At 39.6% G+C, this 20,063-nt stretch carries 16 protein-coding genes; 11 read left to right on the top strand and 5 right to left on the bottom strand.

Annotation, left to right across the window (positions count from 1 at the left end; all coding sequences use genetic code 11):
• From fabD to VUJ46_RS07255, 4 genes are all read left to right on the top strand, one after another.
• Window positions 1-1,557 (top strand): ACP S-malonyltransferase, encoded by a 1,557-nt coding sequence (gene fabD, locus VUJ46_RS07270; protein WP_326984325.1) that lies wholly within the window; start codon window positions 1-3, stop codon window positions 1,555-1,557.
• The gene (locus VUJ46_RS07265) at window positions 1,557-2,159 is read left to right on the top strand and encodes a hypothetical protein (protein WP_326984324.1); all 603 of its coding nucleotides are present in this window, start codon (window positions 1,557-1,559) and stop codon (window positions 2,157-2,159) included. Before fabD ends, VUJ46_RS07265 begins: the two co-directional genes overlap by 1 nt.
• Before the next feature lie 4 nt (window positions 2,160-2,163).
• A complete protein-coding gene (locus VUJ46_RS07260; RefSeq protein ID WP_326984323.1) occupies window positions 2,164-2,892 on the top strand; it encodes a 4'-phosphopantetheinyl transferase family protein in 729 nt (242 codons plus the stop codon).
• A 580-nt stretch (window positions 2,893-3,472) separates the two neighbouring features.
• Window positions 3,473-4,039, top strand: coding sequence for a hypothetical protein (locus tag VUJ46_RS07255; protein WP_326984322.1), 567 nt, complete (start codon window positions 3,473-3,475; stop codon window positions 4,037-4,039).
• Between the two features lie 79 nt (window positions 4,040-4,118).
• On the opposite strand, the gene VUJ46_RS07250 is transcribed toward VUJ46_RS07255, so the two are convergent.
• Together VUJ46_RS07250 and VUJ46_RS07245 are read right to left on the bottom strand one after the other, a co-directional pair.
• On the bottom strand, window positions 4,119-4,748 hold the full coding sequence (locus tag VUJ46_RS07250; RefSeq protein ID WP_326984321.1) for a response regulator transcription factor: 630 nt from the start codon (window positions 4,746-4,748) through the stop codon (window positions 4,119-4,121).
• A gap of 2 nt (window positions 4,749-4,750) precedes the next feature.
• The gene (locus VUJ46_RS07245) at window positions 4,751-6,958 is read right to left on the bottom strand and encodes a tetratricopeptide repeat-containing sensor histidine kinase (RefSeq protein ID WP_326984320.1); all 2,208 of its coding nucleotides are present in this window, start codon (window positions 6,956-6,958) and stop codon (window positions 4,751-4,753) included.
• A gap of 398 nt (window positions 6,959-7,356) precedes the next feature.
• On the opposite strand from VUJ46_RS07245, the gene VUJ46_RS07240 reads away from it, so the two are divergent.
• From VUJ46_RS07240 to VUJ46_RS07225, 4 genes are all read left to right on the top strand, one after another.
• Window positions 7,357-9,855 (top strand): PIG-L family deacetylase, encoded by a 2,499-nt coding sequence (locus tag VUJ46_RS07240; RefSeq protein ID WP_326984319.1) that lies wholly within the window; start codon window positions 7,357-7,359, stop codon window positions 9,853-9,855.
• 100 nt (window positions 9,856-9,955) lie between these two features.
• Window positions 9,956-11,647 carry a sodium:solute symporter gene (locus tag VUJ46_RS07235; protein ID WP_326984318.1) on the top strand — a complete coding sequence of 564 codons (1,692 nt, stop codon included), beginning with the start codon at window positions 9,956-9,958 and terminating at the stop codon, window positions 11,645-11,647.
• Window positions 11,648-11,686: 39 nt separating this feature from the next.
• Window positions 11,687-12,205, top strand: coding sequence for a DUF2911 domain-containing protein (locus VUJ46_RS07230; protein WP_326984317.1), 519 nt, complete (start codon window positions 11,687-11,689; stop codon window positions 12,203-12,205).
• Between the two features lie 107 nt (window positions 12,206-12,312).
• The gene (locus VUJ46_RS07225; protein ID WP_326984316.1) at window positions 12,313-12,780 is read left to right on the top strand and encodes an RpiB/LacA/LacB family sugar-phosphate isomerase; all 468 of its coding nucleotides are present in this window, start codon (window positions 12,313-12,315) and stop codon (window positions 12,778-12,780) included.
• A gap of 739 nt (window positions 12,781-13,519) precedes the next feature.
• Here the strand turns inward: VUJ46_RS07225 and VUJ46_RS07220 are convergent.
• The 3 genes from VUJ46_RS07220 to VUJ46_RS07210 all read right to left on the bottom strand — a co-directional run bounded on the left by VUJ46_RS07220 (window position 13,520) and on the right by VUJ46_RS07210 (window position 15,319).
• The gene (locus VUJ46_RS07220; protein ID WP_326984315.1) at window positions 13,520-13,879 is read right to left on the bottom strand and encodes a response regulator transcription factor; all 360 of its coding nucleotides are present in this window, start codon (window positions 13,877-13,879) and stop codon (window positions 13,520-13,522) included.
• A 329-nt stretch (window positions 13,880-14,208) separates the two neighbouring features.
• Window positions 14,209-14,883 carry a zinc-binding dehydrogenase gene (locus tag VUJ46_RS07215; protein WP_326984314.1) on the bottom strand — a complete coding sequence of 225 codons (675 nt, stop codon included), beginning with the start codon at window positions 14,881-14,883 and terminating at the stop codon, window positions 14,209-14,211.
• On the bottom strand, window positions 14,858-15,319 hold the full coding sequence (locus VUJ46_RS07210) for an alcohol dehydrogenase catalytic domain-containing protein (protein ID WP_326984313.1): 462 nt from the start codon (window positions 15,317-15,319) through the stop codon (window positions 14,858-14,860). Before VUJ46_RS07210 ends, VUJ46_RS07215 begins: the two co-directional genes overlap by 26 nt.
• Before the next feature lie 321 nt (window positions 15,320-15,640).
• On the opposite strand from VUJ46_RS07210, the gene VUJ46_RS07205 reads away from it, so the two are divergent.
• The 3 genes from VUJ46_RS07205 (at window position 15,641) to VUJ46_RS07195 (ending at window position 20,061) form a co-directional block, all read left to right on the top strand.
• The gene (locus VUJ46_RS07205; protein WP_326984312.1) at window positions 15,641-15,994 is read left to right on the top strand and encodes a hypothetical protein; all 354 of its coding nucleotides are present in this window, start codon (window positions 15,641-15,643) and stop codon (window positions 15,992-15,994) included.
• A 371-nt stretch (window positions 15,995-16,365) separates the two neighbouring features.
• Entirely contained in the window at window positions 16,366-18,606 is a 2,241-nt protein-coding gene (locus VUJ46_RS07200) for a TOMM precursor leader peptide-binding protein (RefSeq protein ID WP_326984311.1), read from the top strand.
• A gap of 15 nt (window positions 18,607-18,621) precedes the next feature.
• Window positions 18,622-20,061 carry a SagB family peptide dehydrogenase gene (locus tag VUJ46_RS07195; RefSeq protein WP_326984310.1) on the top strand — a complete coding sequence of 480 codons (1,440 nt, stop codon included), beginning with the start codon at window positions 18,622-18,624 and terminating at the stop codon, window positions 20,059-20,061.
• Window positions 20,062-20,063: the final 2 nt, after the last annotated feature.

The following is a 20,063-nucleotide window of genomic DNA, read 5'->3' as shown; positions in this document are numbered from 1 at the left end:
ATGAAAACATTAATGTTTCCCGGACAGGGTTCCCAATATAAGGGGATGGGAAAAGAGCTTTTTGATCGGTATCCTTCTGAAACAGCGAGGGCATCGGCAATCCTCGGATATGATATTAAAAAATTATGTCTGGAAGATCCTGAAAAAAAATTAAACAACACCGAATTTACTCAGCCTGCATTGTATGTGGTGAATTCTTTAGGATACCGGGAGTTTTTAAAAAACGATTCCGCTCCCGATTTTTTGATTGGACATAGCTTAGGAGAATATAACGCGTTGCAGGCTTCGGGAGTTTTTGATTTTGAAACCGGATTAAAATTGGTGAAAAAAAGGGGCAAACTGATGGCTGCCGCTAAAAATGGCGGAATGGCTGTAGTCTTAGGGTGTGATATTGAAACAATTAAAAAAATCCTTCACAAAGGATATCACGAGAAAACAGATATTGCGAATTATAATACACCTTCACAGACTGTACTTTCTGGTCCGGTGGATGGTATTTCTGAGGTTTTAAAAGACTTTGAAAATGAAGGAATCAAAGTAGTTCCGTTAAATGTAAGTGCCGCTTTTCACTCGCGGTATATGGACAATGCATCTCAGTTGTTCCGTTCTTTTCTCGATCAGTTTGAGTTTTTTCCAATGCAGATTCCCGTGATTTCAAATAAGAATGCAACCCGTTATGATGAAAAAGATGCTAAGCGTACTTTGAGCGATCAGATCAGTCATTCTGTACTTTGGACGGATACTATTTTATATCTGCTGAATAAAGGAGTTACTCATTTTGAAGAAATCGGAGGACAGTTTTTAACCAAAATGGTCACGGAAGTTAAAACGGTTTATGATAAAAATATTATTAAACAAAACTGGATTCAAAAGAAACGACGTCTGTTTTTGCTGCCTTTTGCAGGTGGAAATCGGTATTCTTATCAGTTTTTGCAGCCGTATCTGGAGGATTTTGAATGGGTTCCGTTAGAATTGCCAGGCAGAGGAAAGCGTCACAAAGAATCACTTCTCGATTCTTTTTACGATGCGATGGGCGATATCTACCGACAGATCAGTACAGAAATAGATACTGAACATGATGTTATTTACGGACACAGTTTGGGCGCTATTTTAGGACATTGGGTGACGTACCGTCTTGAAAAAGCAGGGAAAAATCCGGCTCGATTGATCGTGAGTGGGGTTCCCAGACCTACGATCATCGATACAGATGCCCTCAAAGTGCTTCATCAGCTTCCTCAAAAAGAATTTGCTGAAAGATTGATCGCTATGGGCGGGATGCCGCAGACATTCATCGATAACCATACCTTTTTCGAATATGCCGAACCCATTCTAAGGGCTGATTTTAAATTGCTTGATTCCGTTAGCAATTACAACGGAAGCCGCATCAAAACACCAATCACAGCGATTATGGGAACAAAGGAAACTTATGCTCATAAAATTGAGGAATGGAGAAATTATTCTCATGGAGACATAGAATTTCATCACTTGGAGGGCGGTCATTTTTTTATCAATGATCATCCTGAAACGCTTTCAAAATTAATTTCAAAATCTTTATAATGAATACAACAGAAAAACAATTGCCGGACACTTATCTGGCACTATCAGAGTTCAGAAAAAATGATGTCTATCTTGAGAATATGGATAAGGAAGGTTTGATTATCGATTTTTTTCCGCCCTCTTTTCCGCTTTTAGTGCAGCGTCTTTCGGATATTACGGGTGCTTTCTATGCCGGAATGCTGAAACAGGCGGGTGAACTTTTTGGTGAAGAGGCAATTCGTAAGCTTTCTGAGGCTTTTTTTTATGATTTGGGAACAAAGATGGCCTTGCGCAATCTGAATATTCATCCAAACCTTACCTCAAGTATTCCGGATATGACGAAAATTTTACTGGCGACGGTGTTTACTTCCAGTCCGGAGTATAATTTTGAAGTGGTTGTATTGAATGAAAACCAGCTGCATTTGCAGGTGAAAGGTAAAGACCGCTATCATAAAGCAACACAGCAGTACCAAATTTCAGAACATCTTGAATGGCCTGTGCTGAAAGACTTTATTCGTGGAATCTGTGACGGCATGAAGCTGGATGTTTCATTTGAAATGAAGGTGCTGCAACTTCAGGAAGACAGCTCTTGTCATTACGAATTAATTGTTAATCATCACTAAAAATATGGTAGATAAAACCATTTCTCTTTCCATGAAAAGTAAGGACAAATTGTACAATGGAATCATCACGATTTCGGATTGTCCTTTTGAACGGCTTCGCGAGATCAGGAAAGATTTTTTGCACATGGAGGAAGAAATGGTTTTTAATTCTTATCCATTTCAAAGCAGACAATTTTCTTATTTGCAGGGAAAATACAGTGCGAAGAAGGCTCTTTCAGCGCTGTTAAACGTGCCCCCCGGCGAAATTTTAATTGATTCGGGAATTTTTTTTCAGCCTATTGTAAAAACAGAGATGCCGTCTCACGTAAAGATAAGTGTATCCCACAGCAAAAATATATCCGTGGGTTTTGCTTTTGATGAGAGAATTCTTGCCGGAATTGATGTGGAGTTTAATAATCACTCCAAAAACTGGGTGGAACTTATTTCCGCAACAGATGAGGAAAAAAAATTGTCATACGAGCTCAGTGAAAATCAACATATTTTATTCTGGTGCAGCAAAGAATCTTTGGCTAAAGCTTTACAGATTGGCTTTACTTCAGATCTGCAGATTTTTGAAATTAATGGAATCAGAAAAACAGAAAACTACGTTGAGGTATCTTTCCGGTTTTTTCCTCATTTTAAATCTTATGTTTTTATGAATGAAAACTTTTGTATTGCCATAGCATTGCCCGGAAATATCGATCTTGATTCTTCCGAAATACTTGAGATAGGGCACGAAATCACGGGGTTTTAGTTGCCGGAACAAGCTGAAGTTCTCATTCCAGCTTGTTTATCCTTGACTGGTATTCATGTGGTTAGTTGATTACCTGGGAAGCAATGTTTCATTTACTGAATGTTAGTTATTTATTTATATTTAAAATGGGTTTATTTATTGACTTTTAGCAGGTTGTGGTTTTTGTTATGTACTAAAATTTCTTTTTAATATTTTCGAACTTCCCGCTTCCCCAGTCATTCATCAGATTACTCAGACGACATGATATGGCATCAATGCAATTTTTCGTATATTTTGATCAAATCAGAGATAGGATAGACATCAGGTTTCTGAATTTTTTTATAGATGCTTAGCGGAAAAGATTATCGTCCCCTTCTTCTTGTACAAAGAGATCATTACGATGTAGGATGGTTGTTTTGAACTATTTCCGGAGCTTTGATTTTTAATTTAAAGAACATCATTAATTGCAGTAATGCTTTTTATTAGATGGATATCCTTTTCACCTGACGGTTTATTAGAAAGATGAAAAACCCCTGAAATCAGCCATTATTTATGGGCATGCAGTACATTATCTTTGCAGCAGTTACTTAGTGATAATTTAATGAGAAAATTAATTTTAAACCTTCTTTTTGGTTTGCTCGGCTTTATTTCGTCTGCACAATCTTTAAAAGTAGTGATTAAGCAGGATGGAAAAATAATTGAACCTGTGAATGATGTATACGATCTCAGAAAAACAACTTTCGTTTTCGAAATTACGTCTTTTGGAGGCGAAGGATTTTTGCTAGGCGTTACAGCCGATAAAAATATCTACGAAAATGCTTACGGTCTGTTTAATCCTGAAGTTCCCTGGTTTCAGAACACCGGGATGGCAGAAGAGCTTTATAATAAAGAAAAAGAGATGTTCTTAATGGATACCGCACCTTCGTATTGGTATTATACGGATGCGAAAGATCACAGATTTGATAAAACCCCGAAAGGTAACTCAAAACAATGGACTGGGACGCGTACAATCTCACGGGTTTACGATATTATGAACGACCGGGCTATCTCTTTAAAAGATCTTAGCGGAAATCTGTATGTCCTCATGTATGAGGCGGAATATAACGACGAGTACGATGTAACAGGAAAGAAAAATCTATTCAATGCTGTATTGAAATTTAAAGACTAAAAAAACACACCTGATTATCTACTATATAAAAAAGGTCTGCTTCCTATGTGAAAGCGGACCTTTTTGCGATTTGTCCTTTTTATTCGATGATAAGACCATATTCAATAGCCAGCTTAATGGCTGAACTGAGATTGGCGGTCTGAAATTTTTCGATAAGATTTTTCCTGTGGCTTTCTACTGTATGAGGGCTGATAAACAATTTTTCTGCCATTTGATTGGTGGTGAGTCCTTTGGCGGCTTCCGCCAAAATTTCCTTTTCCCTCCGTGTCAGTTTCGGGACGTGATTCAGCCCGTTCTCAGACTGTTTTTCAAGGATAGAATGGGTCTGCATACATAAGAAGCGTTTACCTGAATAGACGGAGCTTATGCCTTCCAGAATTTCGGAGACGGAAGCATTTTTCTGGATATATCCCATAGCTCCCTCAGCAAGCGTACTGTTGATAACGGGAAGCTCATTGTGTACACTCAGGATAATAATCTGAAGATCGCTATACTTTTTTTTCAGAGGCCTGATAATTTCAATGCTGTTGATATCGGCGAGATTTATATCCAGCAATAAAATGTCGACGGCCTGCTCAGAAAGCCCCGTATTCATTTCCTTTACATTTCTGAAACAGCCTGTCACCTCTATTTCGGGGCTATTTTCCAAAATGTTTTTCAGCCCCTCTAAAAGAAGCGGGTGATCATCTGTTATGGCTACTTTTATCATATTTAATGAATTGGTATTTGAAGTTCTGCACTGGTTCCTGTATTCAGCCTGGAAGTGATGCTCATGGTGCCTTTCAGAAACCGGACCCGTAAGTCAATATTATGAAAGCCTGCTGTCTTACGGATATCTGTATTTTGATAATCAAAACCTTTACCGTTGTCTTCAACAGTTACATGCAGTACTTTTTCTTCTTCACTGAGCTGAATGATAATTTCCGATGCTTCGGCATGCTTAATGGAATTATTAACCAGTTCCTGAATGATTCTGTAAATAATCAACTGTTTTTCCTTGCTTAGCGAATGATTACAGTTCATAAATTCCGTGTGGATTTCCAGGGCATTGTTGGAAATCCGCGAAGCAAAATCTTTAATGGCTGCTTTTAAGCCGTACTTCATTAATAAATCAGGCATTAAATTATGGGCTACCCGCCGGAGTTCTTCCACAGCTCCGTCAATTTGGCTGATGGACTTTGAAATACCTTCTTCTATTTTTCCGGAATGGCCAAGGTCTAAATAAGAAAGCTGATGCTTGGTACCGGAGAGCAGTCCTCCTAAACCATCATGAAGATCACGGGCCAAGCGGCCTCTTTCCTTTTCCTGCCCTTCGAGAAGAGCCGTAAGGGTAGATATTTTTGAGTTTTGCTTTTCTTTTTCAATCGCTAAAAAATGCAGTTCGTCTCGTTGTTTCATGGATTTGGCTCTCTGCTTATAAGCATACAGCAATACAGTAACCAGAATAATGAAGATGAAAAGAAAAATGATGTAATAGGTGTTGATTTTTTCTTTGAATATCAGAAGCTTTTTATAGCTGCTGATGTCTTTATTTTTTTGTTCGGTTTCAAGTTTTGCCATACGAAGCTGCTGCTCTTTTTTTTCAGATTCGAGTTCCGAAAATTTCAATCGCTCCCTTTGGTTTTCCTCTACCAGTTTTAAGTTGTTATACACCTGCTCACGCCGGGAACGGATCATGTTGATCAGTTTAATTTCCTGCGCCCTTTTATCACTTTCCCACTGCAGCTTGGTGTACTTCTGCTCCTGTCTTTCTTGTTCAAACTGCGACTCTAATCTTTTGGTAATATCAAGTTTTTCCTGGTCATATACATTTTTATACTGATTTAAATACTGCTTATAGTACCCCAATGCCTCTTGATAATGTCCCTGTTCCTCACTGATCCGGGATAGGGACTCCTGTATAGAAAGTTCTATATTGGGATCTCTCACAGAACTTTTTCCTATTTCTGCGGAGGCTTTCAGAAAGTACGATCTGGCAAGATCATAATCCTTTTCGTTAATGGCTATTTCAGCCAAGATTCCAAATGAAGAGGCGATGTGAATAGGATCTCCTGTTTCCAGGCTTACTTTATTCGCTAAAAGAGCATATTTCAGTGCCTTTCCTTTGTCAAAATCGATATACAGATTGGCTAAATTAATCGCAGCATACGAAAGACTGCTCCTGTTGACCATCGCATTTTTATTTTTATCAAATGTTGAAATAGCCATGATATAGTACTGTTCCGCTTTGTTTCTAACGCTGAAGTCTGTTGTATTTTGAGCATACTTTTGTTCATATACATATCCCATCCGCATATACGCATCGAAGATCAGGTTGGGGTCATATTGCTTTGATGCCAGCAGCAGAAACTGTTTGCTGTACTTTTCTTCCAGCTGGTATTCATGGAGATTAGAATAGATGGCCGAAAGTTCTTTAGCAGCATTCCCAAATCTACCATACAGAGTAGAAGTAGTGGGAGAGTTTTCGTAATAGTAGATTGCCTTTAAATAGGCAGCCACTGCTTCAGCGGTTTTATTGTTACGGGTCAGAATCCATCCTTTAGCATAATGAAAATAGCCTTTAGCTTCTTCATTGCTGGTTTTTAAGCTGTATCTGTTTGCCATTTCCAGGCTTTTTAAAGATTCAGACTCTCGGTTATCCAGCCGGTAATTCATCGCCTGAACGGCATACAGAATGGCAGCATATTTTCCGTCAGGCTGTTTGGCAGCAACGGAAATATTATGATTCAGAATCTCGTAGGATCTGGATTTTAACTGATGAAAAAATAGGGCAGTAGCATATCTGGGAGCAATATTCAACTGCTCCGCTGTTTTGCCTTTAGCATTAAGATATTCCGTCTCCAACTGGCGTACAGCGTCCTGTGCCTTGGGAAAAATCGGAAAAATAATTAAAGTGATTATGATTAATAATCTGTACATCAGATGTTTATTTCTGTTGAAGTTTAAAATACTGAAGAATGTAAAGATAAATAAAATACTTTTTTGTCTGTTTGCTTGCGGGAACGGTGCTGTAAACTGTTTAAATAAGTTGTCTGCCTACTTTTTTTCAACAGTACGCCGTCAAAAATAGGAATAAATTATGATTAAAGGATATAACTGTTGATTCTGAATGATTATGGGCTGCTCTCGCTGTATCGTGAGTTTATTTTTGTCAAAAAGAAGTATGTCGCAATAGGGTGCCTGAAGTCTGTCAATTTACTTCCGGGTAGGCTTCTGATATAATAAATACCTGTTTCCTGCATTTGTTGTGATTGCTTTTCCTTGAAAGACTGAAAGAAAAACGATTTACTTATATTTGCCCCGCAAAGCAAATTAATATGTTCAAAAAAGTAAGCACTGTATTTATCCTTGGGTTATGTACGGTTTTTTCGGCGCAACAGATTCGGCCTTCAAAGTCATCTGAAATTTACAGAGAACTTAAAACCCTTAAACAACTTCCTAAAGTTTTATATCTTGCGGCTCATCCCGATGACGAAAATACGGGATTACTTTCCTGGTTAATCAACGATCAGAACGTGGAAACGGGCTATTTATCTTTAACCAGAGGAGATGGTGGGCAAAATTTATTAGGTACAGAACAGGGAGCTGCATTGGGTTTAATCAGAACACATGAGCTTTTGGAAGCAAGAAAGCTGGACGGAGCCCAACAGTTTTTTACCCGCGCAATTGATTTCGGATTTTCTAAAAATACAACCGATACTTTTAAACAATGGGATGCAGACAGCATTACAGCGGATGTCGTGTGGATTATCCGCCAATTCCGCCCGGATGTGATCATTTGTCGTTTTCCGCCTACTGCGGCGGCGGGACACGGGCAACATGCGGCTTCGGCTGTCGTTGCGGAAAAAGCGTTTAAGCTGGCTGGCGACAAAACAGCTTTCCCTGATCAACTGAAATATGTCAATGTATGGCAGCCAAAACGCATTTTGTGGAATACTTTCCGATTTGGAAGTAACAATACAACGGCTGAAAACCAACTGAAAGTCACCGTTGGACAATATGATGCACAATTAGGAATGGGGTATGGCGAACTGGCAGGATTAAGCAGAAGTTTGCATAAAAGCCAGGGTGCGGGAACACAGTCTTTAGCGGGTATCAAAACGGAATATTTTTCCCACGTTGCTGGTGAGCCTGCAAAAACAAATCTTTTTGATGGAGTTTCTAAAACATGGACTTCACAGGGAAATGCCGATATTGACCGGTCATTAGATCAAATTATTTCCACATTCAATTTCAATAATCCCGATCTTAGCTTGCCTGCATTGTTTTCTTTGCGAAAAAAGGTTTTGGAGTTAAAAGATTTAGATCTGAAAAAAGATAAAATTAAATCTCTCGATAACATCATTTTAAGCTGTGCCGGATTTATGGGTGAGGTGGTGACCAATCAGGCCGAGGCTGTTGCCGGGGATCATTATAATTTCAGATTAAATCTGATTTCAAGAGCTGAAAATCCTGTCGTTTTAGAAAATGTAAAATGGTTGAATACCTCAGAAAGCTTCAATAGAAAACTATCAAAAGATTCATTAATTACCATTCAGCATGATATTCAGATTCCTGCTGATGCAGCACTCACAGAACCTTACTGGTTGGCAAAACCTGCGGTAAATGCGGCTACTTTCTCTGTTCCGAATGATACTGTAGTCGGTTTACCAGAGGCAGAATCGCCCCTTACTATTTTGCTTGGTTTAAAAATCGGTTCTGAGAAGTTTCAGGTTAACCTTCCTTTATCTTTCAAGAAATTAGATCCGGTGCGTGGTGATGTGGTGGAAGCTTTGCGTATTGTTCCTGCCTTGGAACTGAAATTTACACAACCGCTTTATTTAGTTAAAGAAAATGAAGATTTACCTGTGAGTTTAAATGTTAAGGTTAATTCCAATAAACAGTTCAGCAACGGGAAGATTAATCTGGTTTATAATGGACAAAATTTAGGAGTTGCTGATGTGAAATCACTGAATGGAAAAGATACGACTATAGAGTATTTGATTCCAAAAGCAAAGCTTGCCTCAGTAAAATCAAATCAATTGCAGTTGGACGCCAATTTTGTTGCTGATGGAATTACATATAATAAAAAACAGATATTAATTCAATACCCACATTTACCTTCCTTACAATATTTTGCGCCTGCAACGGTAGCTGTAATGAAAGGTGACATTCAGTCGAAGGTAAAAAAAGTGGGTTATGTACAAGGTGCCGGAGATTTTATTCCTGAATTCCTAAGAATTGCAGGTGTTCAGGTGGATGTGTTAAAAGATGAAGATTTTTATGGCAGCATCAATGAATCTGCAAACGGCAGTCAGAACAAGTTGTCACAATATGATGCCATTGTTCTTGGTGTACGTGCCAATAATACAGAGAAAAAACTGAGTCGCTGGATGCCTTTTTTATGGTCTTATGTAAAAGGTGGAGGCAATTTGGTGATGCAGTATAACACGAATCAGGATACAACGGTTGAACAATTGGGAATGTACAATTTTACGATTGCCAATAAACGTGTTACTGAGGAAAATGCTGAGGTTAAATTTTTAAATCCAAATCATAAACTCCTGAACTTTCCGAATAAAATTACAGCGAATGATTTTAATGGCTGGGTACAGGAACGTGGCGCTTATTTCCCTGCTCAATGGGATGCTGCATATGAACCGCTTTTTGAAATGCATGATACCGGTGAAGAACCGCTGCAGGGATCAACGTTGTATGCAAAATATGGGAAAGGTAATTTTATTTATACGCCTTTAGCATTTTTCAGACAGTTGCCAGCCGGAAATGTGGGGGCAGCCCGTTTATTTTTAAACTTTTTATCTGCACAGAAAAACTGATGAACAAGCAACTAAAAAACTGGAATATCTGGTACATCCTATTAGCCGTTGCGTTAATAGGTCAGATCGCATTTTATTATTGGTTTACTAAATTCTGGACATGAGTACGATAGATTGGACTGTTTTAATTTTTACCCTTGTTGCGGTGGTTGTTTACGGTGTATTCATCGGTCGTGGACAGAAAAGCAACGAATCTTACCTGAAAGCAGATAATAAAATGCCCTGGTACATTGTGTTGATAGGGATTATGGCGACTCAGGCAAGTGCCATCACCTTTCTTTCAGCACCGGGACAGGCATATACAGACGGGATGCGTTTCGTCCAGTATTACTTTGGACTGCCTTTGGCGATGATTGTGATCTGTATTACGTTTATCCCGATTTTTCAGCGCTTAAATGTCTACACGGCTTACGAATATTTAGAAAACCGTTTTGATAAAAAAACGAGGGTACTCACTTCACTGCTTTTTCTTTTTTCGAGAGGATTATCAACAGGAATAAGCATTTACGCCCCGAGTATCATCTTGTCAAGCGTTTTAAACTGGAATATTTATTTAACGAATGTTTTAACAGGTGGAATTTTACTGATTTATACCTATGTTGGCGGTGCAAAAGCGATTGCTCACACCCAAAAACTACAGTTTCTCATTATCTTGGGAACAATGGCTTTTGCTGGTTATTTGCTGATTGAAAATATGCCGAATGGAATTGGTTTTAATGATGCCCTTTATCTCGCCGGGAAATCCGGAAAGCTCAACGTCATCACCACAGAATTCGATTGGAAAGATAAATACAATATCTGGAGCGGACTGATTGGTGGTTTTTTTCTGGCGCTTTCTTACTTCGGGACAGACCAGAGCCAGGTTGGGAGATATATTACCGCAAAAGACAATACCAATGCAAAAATGGGGCTGTTACTGAACGGGTTGGTTAAAATTCCGATGCAGTTTGCGATTCTTTTGATTGGAGCTTTGCTTTTCGCATTCTTTTCTCTAAAACCGGCTCCTATTTATTTTAATGAACGTTCTTATCAATATTTAAAGGAAACAAAACCTGAACAGGCTGCTGTTTTTGAAAAAGAACATCAGGATTTGCAGTTAAAATTTAATGAAGAATCAAAAGAAATTTTAAAATTAAAAGAAACTGATTCTCCTGAACTTAGTAAAACGATTGACGATTTTAAAAATACCCAAACAAAAGTAAAAGCACTTCACGGAAGAGTAGAAGAAGCGATTAATAATTCAAACTATAATGCGGAAAAAACGGATACCAATTATATTTTCCTGTACTTCGTAAAAAATACCTTGCCAGTCGGAATGATCGGTTTGCTGTTTGCTGTTATTTTTCTCGCCAGTTGGGGTTCTATTTCAGCAGCATTGAATTCCCTTGCCGCATGTTCATTAAAAGATGTTCATTTGATATTTAAAAAAGAAATTCCTGATGATGCAACCGAATTAAAGTACAGTCGACTGCACACTTTAGCCTGGGGTATTTTCTCAATCGGTGTTGCGATGTTTGCTACTCAGATGGGTTCTCTTATTGAAGCGGTAAACGTTTTAGGTTCGCTTTTCTATGGTCCTATTTTGGGGATTTTTCTGGTTGCGTTTTATTATAAAAAAGTCAATGGGAAAAACGTATTTATTTCTGCCATATTATCAGAAATTACGGTGATTGCCATTTATCAGTTCGATATTGTTTCTTTTCTCTGGCTTAATGTGATCGGGGCGGCGGCAGTCATTATATTTTCTGCAATTGGGTTATTGTTTTATAAGCCGAAAGCAGTAAATTCGTGAAAAAATAAAGAATAATTTAAACAAACAAATTAAAATAGTATGAAAACAATGATTAAATCGGCTACCATGATTTTTGCTGCGATGACCATTTCAGTAAATGCTTTTGCACAGGAAGCTAAAAAACCTGCGAGTCCTCCGGCTACCGCTACGGGAAAAATTAAAGATGCCAATATCACAATCGCGTACAGCAGCCCTTCTGTTAAAGGAAGAACGATCTGGGGCGGCCTGGAAGCGTATAATAAAGTTTGGCGTGCGGGTGCCAATGAAGCGACAACTTTTGAAACAGATAAAGACATTACCGTTCAGGGTAAAAAACTTCCCAAAGGTAAATACAGCTTTTTCTTAATCCCTAAAGAAAGCGGAACTTGGACTGCAATTTTTAATAAAGAAGCGAAACAATGGGGTGCTTATAAATACCAGGAAGGGCAAGATGCTTTACGTGTGGATGTAAAAACAAAGGCTTTACCGGCGACACAGGAAGCCTTAGTGTACAAAATAAACAATCATGGTTTCACGATGGATTGGGATAAAATCTCAGTGCCTGTAGAGATCAAATAAATTAAAATAAAATAAATTAAAATCCCGTTTATACGGGATTTTTTGTTTAAAATTCTGATATTTGAAATAACGGCTAAGGGGGAGACTAATTAAATAAAAAAAATGATATGTCAGCAAGCATAAAAATTGGAATATGCGCCGATCACGGCGGTTTTGAACTTAAGGAAAAAATAAAACCTTTTTTAGTTGAGCATCGATTTGAAGTCATTGATTATGGTGCCATGGAGCTTAACAGTTCAGATGATTTTCCGGATTTTGTAATTCCACTCGCAAAAGCGGTGGCTTCCAAAGGTGTTTTCCGCGGTATTGCAATTTGTGGCAGTGGTGTGGGGGCCTGTGTTGCTGCCAATAAAATTTCCGGTGTCCGGGCAGCTTTGATCACCGATTATTTCTCAGCCCATCAGGGTGTTGAGGATGATGATATGAATTTAATATGTCTCGGTGGGCGTGTAACAGGCTATGCCGTTGCAGAAGATCTGGTGCTGGCTTTTCTTAAAGCAAAATTCATCGGAGCAGAAAGGCATCTGCGGCGTCTGGAAAAAATTAAGAATCTGGAAGACAGACCATGGCAATAAGTGTTTTGAGATCCAGGTTTTATCACACGATCAAAACATTACAGGTCTTCTCACCGGATTAATTTACCTCAGAAAAAATAACTGCCCCGTAAATTTGATGTAAAAATGATAGGACAGATTGAAAGATTAATTTTGATGCATATCAATTATGCGCTTAAAATCAACACAAAAGTTCTGTCAATTCGTTATTTTATTTGAAGGAAGAGAGAGAAGTAGCAGTAGGTGGGCTCAATGGGAAGATCATAATAAAGTCGTCAATGGAAAGATCATTATGGATATGATCGTGGAAAAAGACTAAAAAGCGCTTACAATTAGGACGGTTAAATTGCGAATGGAGATCGATTTGGAAGACTTACTGCCATAACTTCCATAGTATTCATTAGTTGGAGATTTGTTTAGCTTTACGCATACCATATCCTACCTTTACACCTGTTTTTTTATATCGCTTTGTATTGAATTCTCATCCTTATTGTGAGTTTTCATGGTTATTAGTTTTCATTCCCGGATAAATCCTGGAATTTTTTTAGGAATTATTCCCGGTTAAATACCAGCATCACACCAATAATACATTTTTCTTTTTGAATTGACCTTAATAACCCCTGAAGTCGTTAAATATCAGTAGCGTCGGATGAAACCCGATGAACAAGTATTTAATGAGGTTATGACCCGGCAGGGGTTGAATGATGTAAAGGAAATTTCAAAGATAAAATGATATAAATATTATAGTATTGGCCTGCGCTTAGGAATTTATTAAATTCTCAATCTTAATGATCACTTCATCGATATCGAAAGGTTTTGCAACGAATTCATCTGCGTTGCATGAATTTTTTACGACATCTGATTGCGCATGAGCACTGATTATTATTACCGGAATATGAGAAGTTGAAGGATCACTCTTTATGCTGTTGCATACATCTGTTCCCAAGCCATCGGGAAGTTTTACATCCAAAATAAACAGGTCGGGAACTGACGACGAATTTCTTGCATTGAATGTTTTTACATCCTGGAAAGAACGTACCTCATAATTTTCAAATGACAGGAGGAGTTGTAATGCATCTCGGATGCCTGTCTCATCTTCTACGATAAATATTGTTTTCATGTTCTTTGCCTCGCAAAAAGAGAGCCAATCTGTTAAAATGATGAGGTGTTGCGGATTTTTTTTTAGATTAACTGCAGTTCGGGGTAAAAAACGGAATGGAAAAGATCAGCTCATGAATCGGTCATTTGGATAAAATAGTAAAATTCAGTGATAAGTACAAGTCCTGATTTTTTTGAGGTGACAATCCTTCTGCTTTGTTCTTCAGGCTGCCCTCTTCCATAAGGTACGACACGCAAAAGTGGTATTACTCGGATGGTAAAACAAATAGCAATACCAGGAAGATATTGCTATTATTTCATCTCTGAAATTTATTTCAACTTATGAATAGATCAGGACTTATACTCACCAATAAGAATTACCGGCTTAATGGTCTTTCCGGATTCCGAATCCTCAATGGCCTGATTGATGTCTTCAAACTTGTATTTTTTGATTAATTTATCGAAGGGAAATTGTCCGTTAAGATACATCTCTACCATTTCCGGAATAAATTCCGTGGGAACACTGTCACCTTCTACAATACCAATTAATTTAATACCTTTTAGGACATAGCTGTTCATCTCTACTTCCAACGGTTTTGTGGCAACACCAACAATTCCCATTTGTCCCAGAGATTTTAAATTAGCCAGGGTGTTGTTGATGACATCGTTACGGCCTGTTGTATCAAAACCAAAATCAAAACCTTTGGGGGAGATGCCTTGTAAAGCTTCAATAACGTTTTCGTTACGGCTGTTGATGACGTGGGTAGCTCCCAATTCTAATCCAAAATTCAAACGATCCTGATTAATGTCAATTAAAACAATCTGAGCAGCAGAGCAGGCTTTCGCGGCTAGCAATGCGGCTAAACCCACCGCTCCGGCGCCTGAAATAACTACTGTTTTTCCAGGAGAAACCTGCAAAGAGTTGATGATGGCTCCCGCTCCCGTTTGAATTCCGCAGCCTAAAGGCCCCAATAGCTCCAGAGGAGCCTTGTCGGAAACTTTAATCGCATTTTTTTTTATTCGCAATGGCATAAGTGGCAAAGGACGACTGAGAAAAGAAATTATCAAAAATAGCATCTTCGTTATGGTGGTGGCTATGGGAACCATCTAAACGGGCGCCTCCGAAATTAAGTGCGGGGAAATTCTCGCAATACGTAGGCTTACCGTGCTGACAGGTATAACACTCTCCACAAAAACCAAATGTCAACACAACATGGTCTCCGGGTTTAAGATGAGTGACACCTTCACCAACTTTTTCTATAATACCGGCCCCTTCGTGTCCTAAAACAATAGGAAAGGGCGTTGCCCCTGTTTGTTGATCCCTTGCTGCCATATCGGTATGACAGGTTCCGGTAGCGATAATTTTTACTAAAACTTCATCTGCTCTTGGTTCATCAAGAGTTATTTTTTCCAATTCAAATTTTCCGCCTTTTTCTTTTACTAGTGCAGCTGTTATTTCCATTGTAATGATTTTTTATTATCCTTCAATTTATGAATTATCAGAATAAATGAGCTTGATGTAGGTTAAGAAATCCATGGTAAAAAGTTTTTTACTTAAAAATGATAATCAGCTAATAAAAATATCGGGCAAAGCTTCTACCGTCTGGCTTGTGTATTTTTTTTTCGGTTCAAAAAATGTTAAGGTTGTCAAAAATAGAGACTTGCAGTATAAATACCCATTTTTTAAAACCAGTGTTTTTACGCACATTCAGGCTCTGTATTCAGGGTACCTTTAGTGTGTGGAATTTCACAATCACAAATTTCTAACTAAAAAATTAAAACAATGGAAAACCAAGCAGTAAGAGTCATTAGCGAAGTGACAGCAAAAGCCCAGGCAAATCCGGATTTTGCAAGAGAGTATGTAAACAACCCGAACAGAGTACTTTCTGACGCGGGTATGGAAATCCCGGACGGATTAAATATCCATGTTATCGTGGGTGCTCCGGCCAACTCAGAAATCCCAAACAGCACGAGTACAGATGTTTATCTGCTTTTGCCGCAGGTTAACGAAGAAATTAAAGATGAATCCCTTGCGACGGCTGCTGCTGCCAGCTGCCAGAGCACATCAAGTACCTGTGTTACGGTACCGTCTTGTGTAAGTTGTGTATCGAGCGCATCTACAAATTCTTGTAGCTAGTACACTTTTGAGTAGACATCATACCGTGCAAAAATAACTGAGCCGGTATAGAAGAACTTATACTGTTTTCTTTCTGAATTTACCTTTATAAATCCTGAAGGGGGTTAAATATCAGTAGCGTCGGGTGAAATCCGATGAATGCGTATTCAATGATGTTATAACCCCTCAGGGGTTGAATAATGTAAAGAAAATTTCAAAGATAAAATGGTATTATTCCAAAAGGTCCGGTGTAGCGGGAGCCCGGTTATCCGGTTCCCGTTATAACGGATTAATCCCTTGTGATCGGGCAGGATTTCTGAAAAGCCATATGCTGTCAGGGAATCAGCTGTCCTATCATGAAAAATGATGTATCCTGATAAAACAAGATCAACATGCGTAACCCGAAATTTAAAGATCATATACACCCTATTGTTGTCGAAGAAGACAAGCTTATTCTCAGTTCCGAATTCGGCCAGCAATTATTGACCGGAAGGTCGCTGATCCATGTAGCGAAGCATCTTAACGGTGACAAAAGTGTGGACGATATCATTCAGCATCTCAATGGGGTGGTAGATATACAGCAGGTTTTATATGTACTGTCCGTATTGGAAGAGAAAAAATATATTTTTGAAGCCAGGAATACATTAAGTGTGGCCGAATCTGCATTTTGGAGCTCCCTCGGGGTAGAAGAGGCTGTAGTTCATAAAAATAAGAAAGAGGCTCGTGTCCGTATCTATACTTATGGTACGGCTGAAAGCAGCAATTTTATCCGGCAGATGGATGCCGGGGGGCTTTCTGTGGTTCAGGAGGCTGAAAACATTGCCGTCATTTTAACGGACGACTACCTTCAGGATGGCGTGCCTGAAAAAGCGAGAGACCTATGGTATCAAAACATTCCTTTTCTAATTTGCAAACCTAACGGGATAGAGGTGTGGCTTGGCCCCATATTTATACCCGGCAAGACCGCGTGTTTCGACTGTTTGATGCAACGCCTTATTGCCAACCGAGATGTTGAAGTTTACCTTAGAGAAACAGGGAAGATCAATACCCCGTTGGTTGCAGCCAGCAGCTTACCGTCAACAATTGATACAAGCCTCAGTACTGCATTGACCGAGCTCCTGAAATTTATTGTCCTCGGAAATAACGAGCAATTCGAAAATAAAATAATGAGCATTCATTACGGAACGATGGAAACCAATAAACATGTTGTGGTACGGAGACCGCAATGTAGGGTATGTGGTACATCTGATACAGATAGAATGCCGGTTAGGATCGAATTTCAGTCAAGTCCGAAAAGTTTTATCGATGGCGGTCACCGTTCCGTAACGGCAGAAGAGACCTACCATCGGTTTAAACATCTTATCAGCCCGATTACTGGCATTGTGAATAAACTGGAACGTATTACCAACGGAGATGACGTACTGCAGCACGTATTTATTTCCGGCCAGAATATGGCGATAAAAACCAATACCCTTCAAACATTAAGAAAGAATTTGCGAAGCAACAGTTGCGGCAAAGGCGTAACAGAGATTCAAGCCAAGGTAAGCGCAATCGGTGAAGCGATTGAACGTTACTCAGGGGTTTACAGAGGAGACGAGCCACGCCGGCTTACTAGTTTTAAAGCACTGGGTGCTATGGCCATTCATCCCAATGACTGCATGCTTTTCAGCCAAAAGCAGGTTGCGGATATGAAATTGTGGAACGACCGCGAAAGCTTCTTTAACATCGTGCCGCTCCCTCTGGATGAGAATGCTTTTATTGAATGGTGCCCGCTATGGTCCGTTACAAGAAATGAAGTGGTATACCTGCCTGCTGCTTATTGCTATTACAGTCACCCGGATAATGGAGGAGAACATTTCTTCTGTGCTCCGGACTCTAACGGATGTGCTGCCGGCAATACCCTTGAAGAAGCGGTATTACAGGGTTTCCTTGAGCTTATAGAAAGAGATAGCGTCGCTATATGGTGGTATAACAGGTTGAAAAGGCCGGAACTTGATCTGGAAAGCTTTAACGATGACTATGCTATTAAACTTAGGGATTATCATAAAAGCAGAAACAGAGATATGTGGGTGCTGGATCTTACGGGAGACAGTGGCATTCCCACCTTCATTGCCATCTCAGCCCGTAATGACCGTAACATTTTCCAGGACATCGTATTCGCTCCGGCGGCACACCTTGATCCAAGCATAGCATTAAGGAGGGCGCTGACAGAGCTGAACCAAATGATGCCGTCTATGGATGAAAGCCTCCCTCCGGGCCAGTATCGGTACGATGACCCGGAAACCGTACATTGGTGGCAAACGGCAAATCTGGAAAATCAACCTTACCTTTCTCCTGATATGCAATGCCCGAAAAGAACGGTTGAAAGCTTTAGGGTTCCTCGATTTACAGATATAAAAGATGATCTTGACTATTGTGTGGAGATCGTAAAAGAAATGGGACTTGAGATGCATATCCTTGACCAAACACGACCGGACATCGGATTATATGTGGTAAAGGTGGTGGTGCCGGGCCTCCGTCATTTCTGGGCCAGGTATGCTGATGGCCGTATCTATGATGTACCGGTAAAAATGGGTTGGCTTCCTGCCTCATTAAACGAGTCGGAACTGAACCCTATTTCTATCTTTATTTAATTAATTGTTATTCAGATGATCATGGAACATGACACCGCAAATAAAACAACGGAGCTTAACCTGCTTAAACTATCACTTAAACAGGGAACCCGGATTGAAGTAAAAGGAAATGATGGTTTGCTATTTAGCCATCATGGAAATTTTCTCATGATCGAGAACCTAGGTCCTTCTATCCATACTGTGTTAAAGCTTCTGGAAAATAATAAATATACAAAAACGGAACTGGCGACTATTGCTTTTGAACAGGAGGGTTTTAACGGGCTTAATCATTTTAATATGCAGCTCGACAGGCTGGAAAAAGCAGGCTTTCTGGCTTATACACTGGTAAATGATAACACCGTTTTTTGCAGTTACGAACAGATGACAGGCAATGCTGTTTTTTACAGGAATAAGACCTCCCGGAGATTCAGGCTTTCAAAATTTGCTTTTATCCGTCGCGAAGATCTACATTTTCTACTGGAATCAGCGATCGGGCAAGCGAGGATTGTAATCGATGATCCACGAATCATGGGGCTTATTTCTTTACTGTCTTCTTTTACAACCAGAGAGACATTAAGCAGGAGCCTGCAAATCAGTACACTTACCCTTGACGCTTTTATGACCCTGCTTCATGCCGGCGAATTCCTGGAGTCAGAATCTTTTGCCCCGACGACGCCGGAGGAATTGTGGAATTTTCACGATCTGCTGTTCCATACCCGCACCCGTTACGGAAGACATCATTACAATCTGGGTGCGACCTATAGATTTATAAAACGTATTCCTCCCAAAAAGGCCAGCCGGAAAGAAGAAGCAGTATTGGCGGAAGTTTATCTTTCAGTACCCAATCAGGACGAAATGTCCTCATCAAAATCATTAAATCAATGTATAGAGAACAGACATTCCACAAGAACTTTTAATGGTCTCGATCTTCACGTACTGAGTATACTTTTGTACCGATGCCTACGGATCAAAGGTTGCCGTCATTACCCTGTAACCAATGCCGCAGGTGATACTGAGGAAATAGAAACACTGAGCGCGCCTTACCCCTCCGGAGGCAGCATGTATGAACTTGTTTTTTACCTAACTATTTACGAGTGTGAAGGTCTGGAACCCGGATTTTATCAGTACAATGCATTTGAGCATAAGCTATGCCTGCTACAGCGTAGAAATAAGGATACTGATATCATGATGTGGTACGCCGGAGCCTGTATCGGCAGTGAGAAGCTGCCTCCTGCGGTTATTACCTTCGCTGCTGACTTCGAAAGGATGTTCTGGAAGTATGAAAATATGGCTTACGCTGCGATTCTTAAAAATGTCGGAGCTGTTTTCCAGACCCTGTACCTTGTGGCTGCCGATCTTGGCCTTGGTGCCTGCGCTATAGGCAATGGTAATATTGAAACACTTGGCAGGCTTACAAAAAAAAATATCCTTCGGGAGAGTTCTGTAGGAGAGTTTATTTTAGGAAACCATCAATAAAT

Origin of the sequence: Chryseobacterium sp. MYb264 (assembly GCF_035974275.1) — a bacterium.
Taxonomy (GTDB): Bacteria; Bacteroidota; Bacteroidia; order Flavobacteriales; family Weeksellaceae; genus Chryseobacterium.
Note: the sequence above shows the minus strand (reverse complement) of the source record. Positions and strands in the feature narration are given on the sequence as shown.